Origin of the sequence: Ligilactobacillus equi DSM 15833 = JCM 10991 (assembly GCF_001435735.1) — a bacterium.
Classification (GTDB): domain Bacteria; phylum Bacillota; class Bacilli; order Lactobacillales; family Lactobacillaceae; genus Ligilactobacillus; species Ligilactobacillus equi.
The window spans coordinates 112,778-128,621 of the sequence record NZ_AZFH01000181.1 but is presented as its reverse complement, the minus strand read 5'-3'; the positions used below and the strand labels follow the sequence as shown (position 1 = coordinate 128,621).

Annotated in this window: 16 protein-coding genes; 11 read left to right on the top strand and 5 right to left on the bottom strand. The window is 41.8% G+C overall.

Annotated features, from left to right (window positions below):
• Positions 1-386: 386 nt before the first annotated feature.
• Positions 387-635: a MerR family transcriptional regulator gene (locus tag FC36_RS10035; RefSeq protein WP_056986893.1), complete on the bottom strand. Its 249-nt coding sequence runs from the start codon at positions 633-635 to the stop codon at positions 387-389.
• Positions 636-747: 112 nt separating this feature from the next.
• Between FC36_RS10035 and FC36_RS10030 the strand changes: the two genes are divergently transcribed.
• The gene (locus tag FC36_RS10030) at positions 748-1,551 is read left to right on the top strand and encodes a hypothetical protein (protein WP_025020328.1); all 804 of its coding nucleotides are present in this window, start codon (positions 748-750) and stop codon (positions 1,549-1,551) included.
• Positions 1,552-1,597: 46 nt separating this feature from the next.
• Here FC36_RS10030 and FC36_RS10025 read toward each other — a convergent pair whose 3' ends face one another.
• The 3 genes from FC36_RS10025 to FC36_RS10015 form a co-directional block, all read right to left on the bottom strand.
• Positions 1,598-2,494, bottom strand: a complete 897-nt coding sequence (locus tag FC36_RS10025) for a peptidylprolyl isomerase (RefSeq protein ID WP_025020327.1) — start codon at positions 2,492-2,494, stop codon at positions 1,598-1,600.
• Positions 2,495-2,598: 104 nt separating this feature from the next.
• Positions 2,599-2,898, bottom strand: a complete 300-nt coding sequence (locus FC36_RS10020; RefSeq protein WP_023859900.1) for a hypothetical protein — start codon at positions 2,896-2,898, stop codon at positions 2,599-2,601.
• 1 nt (position 2,899) lies between these two features.
• Complete coding sequence (locus FC36_RS10015) at positions 2,900-3,331, bottom strand: HIT family protein (protein WP_056986891.1); 432 nt, start codon at positions 3,329-3,331, stop codon at positions 2,900-2,902.
• 104 nt (positions 3,332-3,435) lie between these two features.
• On the opposite strand from FC36_RS10015, the gene FC36_RS10010 reads away from it, so the two are divergent.
• The 10 genes from FC36_RS10010 (at position 3,436) to obgE (ending at position 15,091) form a co-directional block, all read left to right on the top strand.
• A complete protein-coding gene (locus FC36_RS10010) occupies positions 3,436-4,164 on the top strand; it encodes an ABC transporter ATP-binding protein (RefSeq protein WP_056986890.1) in 729 nt (242 codons plus the stop codon).
• A 3-nt stretch (positions 4,165-4,167) separates the two neighbouring features.
• Positions 4,168-5,358, top strand: a complete 1,191-nt coding sequence (locus FC36_RS10005; protein ID WP_025020326.1) for an ABC transporter permease — start codon at positions 4,168-4,170, stop codon at positions 5,356-5,358.
• A 90-nt stretch (positions 5,359-5,448) separates the two neighbouring features.
• Positions 5,449-6,252 carry a phosphotransferase family protein gene (locus tag FC36_RS10000; protein ID WP_023859904.1) on the top strand — a complete coding sequence of 268 codons (804 nt, stop codon included), beginning with the start codon at positions 5,449-5,451 and terminating at the stop codon, positions 6,250-6,252.
• Between the two features lie 156 nt (positions 6,253-6,408).
• A complete protein-coding gene (gene trmB / locus FC36_RS09995; RefSeq protein WP_025020325.1) occupies positions 6,409-7,047 on the top strand; it encodes a tRNA (guanosine(46)-N7)-methyltransferase TrmB in 639 nt (212 codons plus the stop codon).
• Between the two features lie 66 nt (positions 7,048-7,113).
• Positions 7,114-7,449 carry a thioredoxin family protein gene (locus FC36_RS09990; RefSeq protein ID WP_413927783.1) on the top strand — a complete coding sequence of 112 codons (336 nt, stop codon included), beginning with the start codon at positions 7,114-7,116 and terminating at the stop codon, positions 7,447-7,449.
• Between the two features lie 18 nt (positions 7,450-7,467).
• Entirely contained in the window at positions 7,468-8,115 is a 648-nt protein-coding gene (ytpR, locus tag FC36_RS09985; protein WP_025020323.1) for a YtpR family tRNA-binding protein, read from the top strand.
• 79 nt (positions 8,116-8,194) lie between these two features.
• On the top strand, positions 8,195-10,414 hold the full coding sequence (locus FC36_RS09980) for a DNA translocase FtsK (RefSeq protein WP_056986887.1): 2,220 nt from the start codon (positions 8,195-8,197) through the stop codon (positions 10,412-10,414).
• Positions 10,415-10,479: 65 nt separating this feature from the next.
• Entirely contained in the window at positions 10,480-11,811 is a 1,332-nt protein-coding gene (gene murC / locus FC36_RS09975) for a UDP-N-acetylmuramate--L-alanine ligase (protein WP_035190987.1), read from the top strand.
• Positions 11,812-11,918: 107 nt separating this feature from the next.
• The gene (gene uvrC, locus FC36_RS09970) at positions 11,919-13,703 is read left to right on the top strand and encodes an excinuclease ABC subunit UvrC (protein WP_025020322.1); all 1,785 of its coding nucleotides are present in this window, start codon (positions 11,919-11,921) and stop codon (positions 13,701-13,703) included.
• Positions 13,704-13,792: 89 nt separating this feature from the next.
• A complete protein-coding gene (gene obgE, locus FC36_RS09965) occupies positions 13,793-15,091 on the top strand; it encodes a GTPase ObgE (RefSeq protein WP_025020321.1) in 1,299 nt (432 codons plus the stop codon).
• Positions 15,092-15,121: 30 nt separating this feature from the next.
• Here the strand turns inward: obgE and FC36_RS09960 are convergent, their stop codons facing one another.
• On the bottom strand, positions 15,122-15,793 hold the full coding sequence (locus FC36_RS09960; protein ID WP_025020320.1) for a histidine phosphatase family protein: 672 nt from the start codon (positions 15,791-15,793) through the stop codon (positions 15,122-15,124).
• Positions 15,794-15,844: the final 51 nt, after the last annotated feature.

Genomic DNA, 15,844 nt, shown 5'->3' with positions numbered 1-15,844 from the left:
GATTTTAATGCAAGCAAAAACATCTTAGATTGGGCAATTAATCCTACTCATCACGTAAAGTACAAAGAAAGCCTAGCACGAAAAAGAGCTGGCAAAATACAGAAAGCAATTTCGGCTACGAAGTTAATTGAAGTGAACTAAAAAAAGACCAAGGCATAAACCTTGGTCGGGGCGGGACAGAGTCTTGCCGTCCCCAAATGGCTATAAGAGTTGGTGTGTGCGTATCACTCTGAGCGTGCAAAACGAGTGCGATACACCAACGGAGAGTCCGCAAGGACTACTGCAACTATCCTCGTGATAGTTGTGCATTGCCTAAACGTCTTTTAGTATCATGGCAGTATCTGACTGCCAGTGCTAGAAGCTCGGTACTTCAGTACCGAGTTCATTCACTTACGTTCGGGGATAGTGGCCGGATCGTCGGTGACGGTTAGTTGAATATAGTCGTGTAGGGCTTCAATGGAAAGGCCAGCTTGGCGCATGCATTTCACAAATTCGAGCCAATTAAGATCAGTTTCTTCAAAAGTTCGAACGCCGTTTTTATCCCGTTTCAAAGGTGGTACTAGGCCAATGCGCTCATAGTAGCGAATGGTATCGGGGGTTAAGTCTAGGAGGGCGGAAGCTTTTTTGATGTTCATGGTTAAACTCCTTTTTTAGATTTTTCTTTTAGTATACTGCTTAGAGTGGACTCTAAAGCAAGAAATAATGCTATAATTGATGCGCAGAATTGAAATAAGGGGAGGCGCACTAATGGACTTAATTCGGAAAATAAAATTAAAGTGGCTGTTAAAAAGATCTTCGCGGATTTTGACTTGGTCTAATTTAGTTCAACAATTAGAAATTCAAACCCCAACTCAGGCCCAAGAACTGACTGTCGCCTTGTATGAAGCCTGTCAAAAAGGAAAGTGTCAGAGTTTCTTTCTAGGTAAGTGTCCGGACTGTAACCGAGTTTTAGCCGGAGGTTGGATGACCTTGGCGGATGAGGAGGGCTTTTTTGTCGGCAATGATAAGGCTAGTGCCCTAGATTACGAGTGCCTGTTTTGTGGCTGTCAAATTAATGACACCAGTGGCAAGCAATTAGTCTGTGAAGATGCTTTTTTACCCCAGGCTTATCGTGGATATATTACCAACTACACTTTGATTGAAAATTCGCAAAAGCAGCGTTATCAGTTGGAGACTTTAACCTTTAAACAAATTGTGGCGCTTCATGATGATTTGGTTAAAGAAGATATAATTGCTTGGGAGCAAAGTGGTCATTATCACAGCCTTTTGCAATTTTTGGCAGCCTTTTGTGTGGTAACAGAGTACGATCAAAGTTATCAGATTTATTTGGCCTGGTTGTTAAGTTGCCAGGCTTGTCGCGCGGTGGTCGCAGTCGGAAGTTTTGACTATCGTTATGATTTTGAAAAAATGGGGGGCGACCTTTTCATTCAGGGGCGCCCCCATGTCGGAGGGCATAACCTCGTAGCTTTAAATTTAACGTGCCCATGTTGTGGTCAGGCCAACCGGGTTGACCAAGTGCAAATCTTCGTTGCAAATCAGGATTTACTTTAAATCCAAAAAGGTTCGCGACCGAAAATGGTTGCGAACCTTTTTAGTTTTATTTAGAGCTTGAGCTAGAAGTCGAAGTTGAAAGGTAGTTAGCTAGGACGTCTTTTAAGTCACTATCTTTAATATTAACTTTCCCCTTCTTTAAAACTTTGGTTAAGACTTTTTGGAGGTAAGTAGAGTCGTTCATCTTTTCAGAGATGATTTGGCTCTTAAGTTCAGAAATGTGGTCTTTCTTTTGCCCTTTACCAGGATTTTTCACACTGTAGATAATGTGGTAACCGTAGCTAGTCTTCACAGGAGTGGTAGTGTATTCCCCTTGTTTCAAAGCAAAGGCAGCCTTCTTAAACTTAGATGCTAAGTCGGTATCTGTGTTGTTGAAGGAAGGTAAGACCCCGCCGTCACTAGCAGAAGAAGTGTCGGTTGAGTTTTTCTTAGCTAACTTCTTGAAGTTCTTCAAGGATGGGTCAGCTTGTAATTGCTTGATTAAGTCTTCAGCAGTTGATTTCTTATCGACCAAGATATGAGCAACCGTGATGGTTGGTTGATATTTTTTCCATTGCTTGTCAATCATCTTGTTAGTAATCTTGGTGTTAGCCTTAACTGCTTCTTGCATTAAGAGGCTGGAACGAATTTGTTCTTTAAATTGAGCCTTGGTTAAACCGGATTGAGTCAAGTATAATTCGAATGAAGAACCATATTGATTCTTGTAAGCATTGTACTCCTTGGTAACTTGCTTGCTGGAAACTTTTTTACCATAATCGTGTTCTAACAATTTGTTAAGAATCATTTCTTGTAAAACTTGTTTCCCTGATGAAGTTTGTTTCAAGCTTGAGTAGTACTCGCTTTCCGTGATTTTACCACCTGCAGTTGTCGCAACGGTTTTGGAACAAGCTGCTAAACTGAAGGTCATTAAGATTCCGGCCAAGGCCACTAACCATTTTTTCATGTTAAATTGACACATCTCTTTCCTAAATTTTATTTATACTATATCACACTTTTTTCCTAAAGGATAAGCTAAGCACGAAAAATCCGGATTTTTTCAAAAAATCTTCACTTTTTATCACGTTGGCTTAAATGCTCCAAAGTAGGAGTAATCGTTGTTTGATATTCCTCCAAATCAGTAATAAGCTTTGCTAACACATCAAGACTTTCAGGAAGGGTGGTTCCAAGTTCTTGCAGAACTTGGTTGACAGCTTGAACCTTATCGCCTAAGTTTTCAACAGCAGTTAAGATTTCTGCTTGTTGCTGCTTAGCAATTCGTCCTAACTGGCGTAACCCATCTCTTTCATAGTAAAGCCAAGTAACTAACCCCAGTCCCGCGATTAATGAAAATTTCGTGCGTTTTTTCATTTTATTCACCAACTTCTTGGCTAATCTTTTGGGCTAAAGTGCTTAACTCTTCGGTAGATTGTTTACCAGTGTTATCGGCAAAGATAGCCTTGAATCCGTCTTGGCTACCGTAACGTGGTAAAAGGTGGAAATGGGAGTGGAAAACAGATTGGTAGGCGACTTCTCCATTGTTGTTCATCAAGTTTAAGCCAACGATATTAGGGTTCGACTTTTGGATGGCCCGCGCAATTTTAGGAATGCGACTGAAGACCTCTCCAGCTAAGTTGGCATCGTATTCAAAAAGGCTAGCGACGTGCTTTTTAGGAATTACCAAAACGTGTCCTTCAGTGACTTGGGAGATATCTAAAAAGGCCTTCACGACCTCATCTTCGTAAACGGTGTAACTAGGAATGTCACCGGCAATAATCTTACAAAAAACGCAATTTTCTTCCATAGGAAAAAACCTTCTTTCATCAGTTTATGTATTTAGTATAACATTAAATCCTTATGGGGGTGTGTTATACTAGAAGCAAAAACAAGAAAAAAGAGGGGACCCAAATGACGTTAACGATTAAGAATTTAGTGGGCGGCTATTCTCAGATTCCCGTTTTAAAAGATGTCTCACTCGAGGTGCCAAAAGGTCAATTAGTGGGGCTGATTGGTTTAAATGGGGCCGGGAAATCAACGACCTTAAATCACATTATTGGTTTGCTAACCCCACATCAAGGGGAAATTTTATTAAATGGCAAGACGCTCAAAGAAGATAGTCAAGCCTATAAGCAAAGTTTAGCCTATGTGCCAGAAAGTCCGGTTTTATACGAAGAACTAACTCTAAAAGAACACCTGGAGTTAACGATGAATGCCTATCATTTGGATCAAGTAGCCACCTGGGCCAAGGCGAAAAAACTCCTAAAGCTTTTTCGTTTGGAAAATAAGTTAGATTGGTTTCCGGCTAATTTTTCTAAAGGGATGAAACAAAAGGTGATGCTAGTATGTGCTTTTATGCTAGAAGCTGACTTGTACATCATTGATGAGCCCTTCTTAGGTCTTGATCCATTAGCTATTCGAGATTTATTAAATCTGATTGAAGTGGAAAAAAAGCGGGGGGCTGCGATTTTGATGTCTACCCACGTCTTAGACACGGCGCAAAATTATTGTGATTCCTTTGTGCTGTTGAGTAAAGGGCAAGTCAAAGCTGCCGGCAGTCTCGCAGATTTACAGACTAAATACCGAGCTAAGGGGCAAAGTCTTACGGAAATTTATCTAGCTTTGGCGACGGAGGATTAGTTCATGGAAGAAATCTGGAAGACGCGCAAAGAACGTTATCAAAAACAACAGCTCAAGTACTTACGTTATGTTTTTAACGATAATTTTGTCTTAGCCTTATTTTTCTTATTCGGTGGTTTAGCTTATGCTTATGCGGATTTTTTAAAGGTATTACCCTTGGCTTCCGGCCACTGGATTTTTAAGTTGACCTTGGCTTTAGTCCTGTGGTCAGGTTTATTTTTAGTTAAGTTTGCTAGCTTATTAGAAAAGGCGGACGTGGTTTTCTTGAGCCCTCTAGATTACCAAATGGCAACCTATCTAAACTTGGCAGCTAAAAGCTCCTTGCCATTGGCTTTGGCAGGGCAATTTTTGGTCTGGATATGCGCCTTGCCGTTTATCGTGACTGCGGTAGGTTTTTCTTATGGTCAAAGCTTGGTCTTTTTATTTGTGACGGCCACGCTGAAAATTTTGTACCATAATTTCGCGCTTCAAGCACACTATTATCCTAAGTTTCAAACTGTAACTTACCGGTGGGGCTTACGAATTTTGGCTTTAGCGATTTTAATCAGTTTTGTAACTTTTATTCCTTTGGGGATACTTTTACTTTTTGGTTTAATCTTAGTTTTGGCTTTGAGTAAGCAGCAAATGACCAAGCACTTATTCGCTTGGAATTATGCCGTCGCAATTGAAGCGCAAAGACAGATGGGGCTTTACCGTCTGTACAATCTTTTCACGGATGTGCCAATGGTTAAGTCCAGTGTCAAACGACGTAAGTATTTGGACATTTTCCTGAGAGGCCAAAGTCCCTATGCCTATTTATTTGTCCGTGGTTTTGCCCGTAAGGAAGAATACGCTAACTTGTGGTTACGTCTGACGATGCTAACTTTTGTGATTACCCTTTTTATCGACAATGGTTGGTTGGCAGGGTTAATTGCGGTGCTTTTCTATTACATGTTGGCTTTGCAACTTTTACCCCTTAGTAAACGTTACGATGAGATTGTCTTCACTCATCTTTATCCTTTGGACACCACAGTTAAGAAAAAAGATTTGACCAAATTACTACAAAAAGTCATGGCGCTTAGTGCGTTTATCATGGCCTTAGGAGTCGGTCTCGGTAGTCAAAGCTGGGCCTTTGGTGGGGGCGTTTTAGTAGTATTAATCTTGTTAAATCAAGGATTATTAAAACATCTAATAGCTCGCAAAGTAGGTGATTAAAACTTTCTCAGTTAGGTGGGAATATCTTGACAGTAAGATATTTCCTTTGTAAACTTAGATGTACTTATCGCATGTAAGAGAGGGCCAATTATGGTATTTACACTAGGAAAAGATTGGCAAGTCGAACCGATTGCAGGCGATACTGGTACGGCCTTTATGGGCACCAATAAAGAAGAGAAGTTATTCTTGAAGCAAAACACCTCACCATTTTTAGCAGCCTTGGCGATTGAGGAAATTACGCCTAGACTCGTGTGGGCGAAGCGCCTGGTGAGTGGGGATACCATAACAGCTCAAGAATGGAAAAACGGTCGTAGCTTACACAAATCAGAAATGACACAAAAAAGTGTGGCCGAACTTTTGCACCGGATTCACCATCTACCAGTCCTAAAGAAGATTTTAGGGCAAATTGGGGGTAAAACGGTGACGCCCTTCGAATTATTGAACCAGTATTTCCGCGGTTTAAACCCGCAATTGCGCTCACATCCTTTACTGAAAGATGTGGCCAATCGCTTGCGTTCGAAGCAGCCAAACTTTGCGCGCTCAAATTACGAAGTATGTCATGGCGATTTAAATCATAAAAACTGGCTTTTATCAGATCATAATCAACTTTACTTGGTTGATTGGGAATCTGCGCTAATTGCTGATCCAGCTTTGGATCTTAGCATGTTAATGTATCACTATGTCCCGCGTGAAAATTGGCAGGAGTGGCTGACCAGCTACTATGCCTTAGGCGGTGAAGAATTACCACCAGACCTTGAGGCGAGAGTTCATTGGTATGTGCTGATGCGACTCTTGTTAAATGTCAAGGACGCCTACGAACGTGGTCGTTTCCATGAAATGAACCAAGACATAATTAAACTTTCGCAAGTTTTAAATGAGCAAAGCCTATTATAAACAGGCACGAACAGTCCATCAGTAGTGGTGGACTGTTTTTAGTAAGCTCAAGCTTTACAATTACTGGCGATACATGCTAATATCAGTAGTGTTTAATTATTCTAAAGATGTAGATAAGCAGGGAGTTTTCCCGGTAAAAGAAAAAGGAGGATATCTGTGCGTTTAAAAAATAAACCTTGGGCGAAGCCTTTAATTGAAGCAAATCCACAATGGGTGGTAACTGAACCAGAAAAGTTGAAGGGTAAATGGCAAAGTCGCTTTGAAAAAGACCAACCACTTTACATTGAAGTTGGGATGGGGAAAGGTCGTTTTATCGTAGAAATGGCTAAAAAGTATCCGGACCGTAACTTTATTGGCTTAGAAATGCAAACGGTGGCGACAGGAATTGCTTTAAAGAAGCAAATTGAAGCCACATTGCCTAACTTACAATTAGTGTGTGCCAATGGGGCTGGTTTGACCGAATACTTTGAAAAAGACGAGGTGGCAGGTGTTTATCTTAACTTCTCTGATCCTTGGCCCAAGACGCGCCATGAAAAGCGCCGTTTAACTTACAAATCCTTCTTGAAGCAATACCAAGATGTGATGGTCGCTGACGGTCATTTGGAATTCAAGACCGATAACCGGGGCTTGTTTGAATACTCCCTAGCAAGTATGAATAACTACGGCATGGTCTTTGACCAAGTTTGGTTGGACTTGCACGCCACGGATGCAGTGATCGATAATGTTATGACCGAATATGAAGAAAAATTTTCTTCCAAAGGGCAACCGATTTACAAGTTAGAAGCACACTTTTAAAAAGTAAGCAAACTATTTTATTTTCTTGGATAGATAGGCTATAATACAGGTAGCGAAACAAGAAAAGTGAGGAACTTGAATATGGAAACATTAGCCGTAATGAACAAAGCAGAAATGGAAGCTAAGTTAGCTCAAGGAAACTACGTGTTATTTTTCACCGCAGACTGGTGCCCAGACTGCCGTTTTATCAAACCAGCCATGCCATCAATTATGGAAGAATTTAGCCAATATGAATTCATCACTGTTGACCGAGATGAAAATATTGACTTATGCCAAGAATTGATGGTTATGGGGATTCCATCCTTTATCGTTTACAAGAACGGTAAGGAAGCAGGTCGTTTTGTCAATAAAGACCGTAAAACTAAAGAAGAAGTCGTGGACTTTTTAAACAATATCGCATAATAAGGAGATTTTTGGGAAATGTTAATTTCTAGTTATAACCCCGCCCAAGCCGGCGATGTATTGATGTTGGTTGTGAACCAAGATCAAGGAGAACAAGCATACGAACAAAAGGGACAAGTAGTCCGGATTTACGCTGTGAAAGACCAAGCTACGTTAGGTTTTAATTTCTTGGAGGCTAAGAATGTTTTGCCTGATTTAGAAGGTCAAGGCCAAGTTTTTTTGACAGCGGCACAAGTTGCGAAGTTAAACGAGGCTTTAGTAGCTGTCGGTTTTGAAGCTGAATTAGTCGTAGACGAAGAACCTAAGTTTGTGGTGGGTTATGTTAAGGAAATGGCGGAACACCCAGATTCTGACCACCTTCACATCACTAAGATTGAAGTTGATGGTCAAAAAGAACTCCAAATTGTGTGTGGGGCTCCTAACATTGCGGTCGGTCAAAATGTGGTTGTCGCTAAAGTCGGTGCGATGATGCCTACAGGGGCTATTATCTGGCCTGGGAAGTTACGTGGAGTAGAATCCTTTGGGATGGTTTGTTCCGCGCGTGAATTACACCTGCCCAATGCTCCTCAAGTACGTGGCATCTTAGAGCTTGATGCTACAGAATATCCTGCTGGCCGGGCCTTTGATTTTGCGAAAGCTGCGAATTTATTTACGCCAGCGCAATAGAATTATGATAGAATTAGACTAGTATGGACTTACTAGTCTTTTTTATTTAGACAAAAATTTTTAAAAGGAAAATAAATTCATGGAAAAGTACGACGGTCCAGCCTTTTTTCGGGGTGAAAATAAAGAAAAGACTGGCAGTATGAGACAAGCAAGAAAACTTAGACCCCAAAAAGCTTTGCGTCCAGCGCAAGCTTTACCGAAAAAAACAGTGAATGTTTATCAAAATTCTCGTGGTTTTCGTCCAACTTATGTGCCACCGTCACAGATTAAGAATCAAGTACGCAATTTGCGGAAGCATTATGCGCATTTAATCAGTTTATTAGCAAAGCCGAAAGATTCCTACTGGTTATTCGATGAAGAAGGCCAAGACGCTAATGTGCTTGATTTGACCTTACCAATGGTGACCTTCGAAGCGCAAGTTGAAACCAGCCTGCAAACATCTTTAGCTACTGAAAGCGAAAGCCTTAGTGAGGTAGCAGCTTTAACAAGTGTAAGTCAAAGTACAGAACCGGTAGTGAAAATGAGCTCTCAAGCGATGGTTTACCATCGTGAAAAAACGCGGGAAGTGGCACTGGATTCCCAAGTAACCTCCGAATTAAGTCGTCCCAAGGTGGAAAGTGTCAGTGAAGTTAGTCAAAGTATGGCAGTGGTCTCGGTTTACGTTGAGTCATCGGCTTCTTTGGCAAGTAGTGAAGTGGCTTCAACGCCCAAGATAGTCAGTGATGAAAATCAGAATGAAGCTGAAATACCGGTAAATGAAGCAGAAAACCAGCAAGAAGTAGTCTTTAAAGATAGTCAGGAACAAGCAACTATTGATGGTCAAACGATGGCGATGAATACCGCGCCAGTAGCTTCACAAGTGGCAGTAGCCATGGATGAGGCGGGTTACCAATTCCCAAGTTTAGATTTATTACCTGCGCCAGTGCGGGCCAATGACGTGGCGCTTGATGCCTGGATTCAAGAACAAGTGATGATTTTAGACCAAACGTTAAACGACTTTAAGGTTGATGCCCATGTCGTTAATCAAACGATTGGTCCTTCGGTAGTGCAGTTTGAACTAGCCTTGGGTCGGGGCGTTAAAGTTAACAAAATCACCAATTTGGCTGATGATTTACAGTTAAACTTAGCAGCAAAGGATGTACGTATTGAAGCCCCAATTCCAGGTAAGAGTACCGTGGGAATTGAAGTACCTAATCGCTATGGTCGACCAGTTATGTTAGCGGAAATTTTGGAATCTGAAGCCTTTCGAAAGGCTGATTCGCCATTAACGGTTGCTTTGGGGGTGGACTTATTTGGGCAAGCTCGAGTGACTAATTTACAAAAGATGCCTCATGGTTTGATTGCCGGGGCGACTGGTTCTGGGAAGTCGGTCTTCTTAAATTCAATCTTGGTTTCCCTTTTATACAAGGCCAAGCCAAATGAAGTTAAACTGATTATCATTGACCCTAAAGCGGTTGAAATGGCGCCTTATCAAGATATCCCCCATTTATTAGCGCCGGTGATTTCTGATATGCAAGCAGCGGCGGCAACCTTAAAATGGGTGGTCGAAGAAATGGAACGCCGTTATCAACAGCTAGCTTCTTACGGGGCGCGGAATTTGGAAGCTTTCAACAAAAAGATGGCTAATCAAGGCGATTACGGTTTGAAGCTTCCTTATATCGTAGTGGTAATTGATGAGTTGGCCGATTTGATGATGGCGGCTTCCTCGGAAGTGCAAGACTATATTGCGCGAATTACTGCCAAAGCCCGGGCGGCCGGAATCCATTTATTGGTGGCCACTCAAAGACCAAGTGTGGATGTCGTTACCGGAACGATTAAAAATAATATTCCGACTCGGATTGCTTTCATGGTTTCCAGTCAAATTGACTCGCGGACTATCTTAGATCAAGCTGGCGCCGAACGACTCTTAGGTCGGGGGGATATGCTGTATCTTGGGAATGGTAGCAGTCAACCTTTACGTTTACAGGGAGCTTACATTGATGAAGAAGTTGAGATGATTACCGCTTTTGTTCGTCAACAAGGACAACCTCATTATGCTTTTGATCCTGAAAAGTTGAAGAAGCATGTGGAAGAAGCGGAGAGCCAAGATGAAATTTTCCCGCGGGTGCTTGATTACCTGGTGAATGAAGAAACGATTTCAACTTCTAAATTACAAAGGGTCTTTGGTATCGGTTATAACCGCGCAGCAACAATCATTGAACAATTAGAAGCTAAACAATATATTTCGAAATCTCGCGGGTCAAAACCACGCAGTGTCTTTTTGACTCAAGAGGGATTAAATAAGTTACGTCAACAATAAACAGTATGAAGCTAATAAGCAACGTGCTAAAATATGATAGTAACAAGGAAAAGAGGAATGCGATTATGGATATGCAAACAACCTACTTTTTCGTAGGAATTAAAGGAACTGGAATGAGTGCTTTAGCCTTAATTTTGAAGGATAAAGGCTGTCAGGTAGCAGGCTCTGATATTGAAAAATACACTTTTACTCAACGGGGTCTAGAACAAGCAGGAATTGAAATAAAACCTTTTGCCGGCGAAAATATTACCACTGGGATGACGATTGTCAAGGGGAATGCTTTTGGTGATGATCATCCTGAAATCCAAAAGGCTAAGGAATTGGGTTTGGATATTTTAACTTACCCTCAGACTGTAGAAATGTTGGTTCAAGAAACCACTAGTATTGCGGTGGCCGGTGCTCATGGTAAGACCAGCACCACGGGCTTATTAGCTCACGTTTTAAGTGGCGTGGCGCCAACTAGTTACTTAATTGGTGATGGTTCTGGGAAGGGAATTCCCGATGCGCGTTTCTTTGCTTTTGAAGCCGACGAATACCGTCGTCACTTCGCAGATTACACGCCTGATTATGCAATTATGACAAATATCGATTTTGACCACCCGGACTACTTCAAAGATATTGATGATGTCTGTGCGGCCTTTACAGACTTGGCTAACAAGACCAAGAAGGGGCTTTTTGCCTGGGGTGAAGATAAGTACTTGCGGGACTTAAAGGTTGATATTCCAGTGCACTTCTACGGGACGGAAGAAAATGATGAATTCCGCGCTGTTAATATTAAGCGGACTACGAAAGGGTCAACTTTTGATGTTTACCGTCATGATGAATTTTTAGGTAACTACGAAATTCCGATGTTTGGTCAACACAATGTTTTGAATAGTTTGGCAGTAATTGCGGTGGCTTACTTCGAAGAAATTGACCAAGCTGAAATTAAGCATGAATTATTGACCTTCAAAGGAGTTAAGCGCCGTTTTGCAGAAAAACGGGTCGCTGACATGGTGATTATTGATGATTATGCGCACCACCCAGCTGAAATTCGTGCAACGATTGATGCTGCTCGGCAACAATACCCTGATAAGACCATTATTGCGGTCTTCCAACCTCACACTTTTAGTCGGACGATTGCCTTGATGGACGAATTTGCGGAAAGTTTAAACTTGGCGGACAAGGTTTACTTAACAGAAATCTTCTCCTCCATCCGGGAAAAAGACGGGGCTGTTTCTGCCAAGGACTTAGGGGCAAAAATCTCTAAAGGGGGAGAAATTATCGCTTTAGACAATATGTCACCATTATTGGATTACCATGATGATGTAGTTATCTTCATGGGTGCCGGTGACATTCCTAAGTATGAACACGCCTATGAAGACTTACTTAGCAATCTGAGTTTAAAGAATAACTAAGAGAGAAAAGTTCGCTAGTTTAGCGGGCTTTTTTTGTGGGCGAATTAGGTGAATTTAGGGGCAGTTTGCGTTATAATCGATAAAAATATGGAAAGGGATATGAGCGCATGGCAAGCCAACATATTGAAAATAAATTAAAACTTTTGCCTGACCTGCCGGGTTGTTATTTGATGAAGGATATTAACAGTCGTATTATCTATGTAGGTAAGGCTAAGAATCTTAAAAATCGGGTCCGCTCTTATTTTAAAAGTGCGCATGAAGGTAAGACGGCCAAGTTAGTTAGTGAGATTCGGGACTTTGAAACCATTATTACTTCAACGGACAAGGAAGCTTTTTTATTAGAAATTACGCTCATTCAAAAGCATAAGCCTTATTATAATATCAAGTTGAAACAGGGAACCGGTTATCCTTATATTAAGATTACCAAAGAAAAAGATCCGCAAATCAAGATTGTCAGTCAGGTAAAAAAAGATGGTGGTAGCTACTTTGGACCTTACCCTAATGTTTATGCCGCAACTGAAACCATGCAACTCCTGCAAAAGATTTATCCTCTACGTCGGTGTAGTGGTTATCAAAAACGCCCTTGTCTTTATTACCATATGGGACAATGTTTAGGGGCGTGTTTTCAAGAAGTACCAGCGGAGATTTATGCGAAACAAGTTAAAAAAATAAAGTCTTTCTTGAATGGTAATGTTGGACAAATTAAAAAGGATTTGACTACCAAGATGGAGGTCGCAGCTACAAATTTAGAATTTGAACGGGCGGGAGAATTGCGTGATCAAATTCGTTATGTGGAAATGACGGTGGAAAAACAAAAAATTATTTCTAACGATAATACGCCCCGCGATATCTTTGCTTACTATATGGATAAGGGGTGGCTGTCGATTCAAATTTTTTCCATTCGGCAAGCACGTTTGATGAAACGAGAAAAGCGTCTCTTTCCTTGTATTGATACACCGCAAGCTGAAATGGCCTCTTTTATTTTGCAGTTCTATAATCAAAAGAATCGAATTTTACCTAAAGAAGTGCTGGTGCCTAAGGACTTAGATCAAGATGTTTTGGAGGAAATTTTGCAGGTGCCAATTCGCACGCCTCAAAGAGGAAGTAAAAAAAGCCTCTTGGAATTGGCGCAAAAAAATGCCCGCTTGGTGTTAGAAGAAAAGTTCCGGCTTTTGGAATTGGATGAAAGAAAGACCAGTGGAGCCATGGACGAAATCATGACCGCCTTGAACTTACCAAGTGGTCACCGAATTGAAGCCTTTGACCACTCGCATTTACAGGGGACGGACGTCGTGTCTGCTATGGTTTGTTTTATTGACGGACGCCCAGAAAAAAGTGAATACCGCAAATATAAACTGACGACAGTTGAACATGCCGATGAAGCACAAAGTACGCGCGAGGTAATTTATCGTCGTTATCGACGGTTATTAAATGAAAATGCATCTTTACCAGACCTAATTTTAATGGATGGAGCACAAATTCAAATAGAAGCGGCCAAAGATGTCTTAGAAAATCAGTTGGGAATTGATATTCCGGTGGCGGGAATGGTCAAAAATGACCGTCACAAGACCGCAGATTTGATGACTGGTGACGATCAAAAGGTGAACCTTGATCCTAAGAGTGAAGGTTTTTACTTACTGCAAAGAATTCAAGACGAAGTTCACCGTTTTGCGATTTCCTTTCACCGGCAGGTACGCTCTAAGAATTCATTAGCCTCACGCCTGGATAAAATTACCGGGGTAGGACCCAAGACCCGCAATAAATTACTGCGAAATTTTTCTAGTTTAAATAAGATTAGTCAGGCTTCGGTGGCCGATTTGCAAAAGATTGGTATTAATGGAAAGTTGGCCCAAACCATTAAGTTAAGTCTCGGTAAGGGTGATAAAAAATAAGGTTTTGACCTGGTAAACTGATTAATGTTATATTGGTATGGCAGTGTCTTGTCCCAAGTGCCCAAAATTGGCAGAAAGGATGTAAATAAATGTTTGTAGATCAAGTGAAAATTAAAGTAAAGTCCGGTAAAGGTGGCGATGGTATGGTGGCCTTCCGGCGGGAAAAATATGTTCCAAATGGGGGACCAGCCGGCGGCGATGGTGGTAAAGGTGGTAGTATCATCTTTAAAGTCGATCAAGGTTTGCGGACTTTGATGGATTTCCGTTATCATCGTATTTTCAAGGCCAAGCCTGGTCAAAACGGAATGATTAAGGGAATGTACGGTCGTGGAGCCCAAGATACTTACATTGCCGTGCCTGAAGGTACAACTGTGACCGATGTTAATACGGGGGAAGTTTTAGGTGACTTAGTCGAAGCCGGCCAAGAGTTAGTTGTGGCGAAAGGTGGTCGCGGAGGTCGTGGTAACATTCACTTTGCTTCCGCCAAGAACCCTGCGCCTGAAATTGCTGAAAATGGTGAACCTGGAATTGAACGGGAATTAAAGTTGGAATTAAAGGTTTTAGCCGATGTTGGTTTAGTTGGTTTCCCTTCTGTAGGTAAATCGACCTTACTTTCGGTGGTAACTTCTGCTAAGCCTAAAATTGCAGAATACCACTTTACGACTTTAGTTCCTAACTTAGGGATGGTGCGCTTAGATGATGGTCGCGATTATGTCATGGCAGACTTACCTGGTTTGATTGAAGGGGCTTCACAAGGGGTTGGTTTAGGGATTCAATTCCTTCGTCACGTGGAAAGAACTCGTGTTATCCTGCATTTGATTGATATGTCGGGAGTGGAAGGACGCGATCCGTTTGAAGACTACCTGAAGATTAATGCCGAATTGAAGAAGTATGATCCAAGTCTGTTATTACGGCCCCAAATCGTAGTGGCTTCCAAGATGGATATGCCAGATTCTGCGACTAACTTAGCCGAATTTAAGGAAAAATTAGCCAAAGACGATACTTTGGAAAACCAACCAGAAGTCATGGAAATTTCTTCTTTAACTCACCAAGGTTTAGATGCTTTGACGAAGCATACCGCGGATATTTTAGACCAAACACCAAAATTCGAACCAATCGTGGCAGAAGATGCTGCGGTAGTATACAAATACGAAGAGGAAGAAGAAGCGCCATTTACGTTGACGCGCGATGCCGATGCAACCTGGGTACTTTCAGGAGCAAAGTTAGAAAAACTGCTCTTGATGACCAACATGGAACACGACGAAAGTGTCATGCGTTTTGCTCGCCAATTGCGAGGAATGGGAGTCGACGATGCCTTGCGGGCTAAAGGTGCCAAAGCCGGTGATATCGTTCGACTAGGCTCCTTTACTTTTGAATTTGTTGAATAAACAAAAAACGTTGCCACACGGCAACGTTTTTTAGTACTCAGCATCTTCTTGGTCACGGTTGTAGTAAATAACTTCCAAACCATTGTCTTTTAAGGCAAACTTAGTGACGGCACCGTTGCGGGGACCAAGTTTTTTAGCCCCTAGTTCAGGTGCATAGCAATCAACTAAACCGCGGGTGGTGAAGGAGTGGTTCAAAATCAAAATGTTTTGTCCATCTTCGTGGTGTTGGCGTAAGTAATCAAATCCTTTTTCAATCCGATTCCAGTAAGTTTGGTCATCTTCGGCATCGCCAAAAGGATCAACCTCATGCAGGAAATCGCGGGTTTTAGCGAAGCCGTATTGATCGATAATGTCTTGGTGGGTGCGGGTGCCATGAGTAGCCCCGGCCATGAGCCATACTTGATTAGCGTCTTCGGTTTCGAAGTAACCAAAGCCTTGTTCACGCAGGAGCTCTAAGGCTTGTGGTTGTAAGTTGCGTGCAGAAGTTTCGTTTTGGGCTAAGATTAGTTGGGCGCTGTGCAAAGTCCGTGTGTTACCGGTGTAGTAACAAGCATCAAATTTAAAGTTTTTGAGTCTTTGGCCGGCAGCCGTAACGTCAGCAATCCCTTTTGCGGTGAGGGGCGAGTCGGCCCAACCTTGCAAACGATTATATTGATTTAAGAGGGTTTGTCCGTGACGGACGAAGTATAAATTAATAGTCATTGCTTTTTTCCGTTTCTGTATTTTTTCTTCTCAAAGCTTAACATGGAAAGG

What these genes read in the sequence shown, in the direction of transcription:
- FC36_RS10020 (WP_023859900.1), bottom strand. Translation starts at nt 2,898, where the DNA reads ATGAAAAAACGCACGAAATTTTCATTAATCGCGGGACTGGGGTTAGTT.
- obgE (WP_025020321.1), top strand. Translation starts at nt 13,793, where the DNA reads ATGTTTGTAGATCAAGTGAAAATTAAAGTAAAGTCCGGTAAAGGTGGC.
- uvrC (WP_025020322.1), top strand. Translation starts at nt 11,919, where the DNA reads ATGGCAAGCCAACATATTGAAAATAAATTAAAACTTTTGCCTGACCTG.
- FC36_RS10000 (WP_023859904.1), top strand. Translation starts at nt 5,449, where the DNA reads ATGGTATTTACACTAGGAAAAGATTGGCAAGTCGAACCGATTGCAGGC.
- FC36_RS10030 (WP_025020328.1), top strand. Translation starts at nt 748, where the DNA reads ATGGACTTAATTCGGAAAATAAAATTAAAGTGGCTGTTAAAAAGATCT.
- murC (WP_035190987.1), top strand. Translation starts at nt 10,480, where the DNA reads ATGGATATGCAAACAACCTACTTTTTCGTAGGAATTAAAGGAACTGGA.
- FC36_RS09960 (WP_025020320.1), bottom strand. Translation starts at nt 15,793, where the DNA reads ATGACTATTAATTTATACTTCGTCCGTCACGGACAAACCCTCTTAAAT.
- FC36_RS10035 (WP_056986893.1), bottom strand. Translation starts at nt 635, where the DNA reads ATGAACATCAAAAAAGCTTCCGCCCTCCTAGACTTAACCCCCGATACC.
- FC36_RS10005 (WP_025020326.1), top strand. Translation starts at nt 4,168, where the DNA reads ATGGAAGAAATCTGGAAGACGCGCAAAGAACGTTATCAAAAACAACAG.
- FC36_RS10025 (WP_025020327.1), bottom strand. Translation starts at nt 2,494, where the DNA reads ATGAAAAAATGGTTAGTGGCCTTGGCCGGAATCTTAATGACCTTCAGT.
- FC36_RS09980 (WP_056986887.1), top strand. Translation starts at nt 8,195, where the DNA reads ATGGAAAAGTACGACGGTCCAGCCTTTTTTCGGGGTGAAAATAAAGAA.
- ytpR (WP_025020323.1), top strand. Translation starts at nt 7,468, where the DNA reads ATGTTAATTTCTAGTTATAACCCCGCCCAAGCCGGCGATGTATTGATG.
- FC36_RS10015 (WP_056986891.1), bottom strand. Translation starts at nt 3,331, where the DNA reads ATGGAAGAAAATTGCGTTTTTTGTAAGATTATTGCCGGTGACATTCCT.
- FC36_RS10010 (WP_056986890.1), top strand. Translation starts at nt 3,436, where the DNA reads ATGACGTTAACGATTAAGAATTTAGTGGGCGGCTATTCTCAGATTCCC.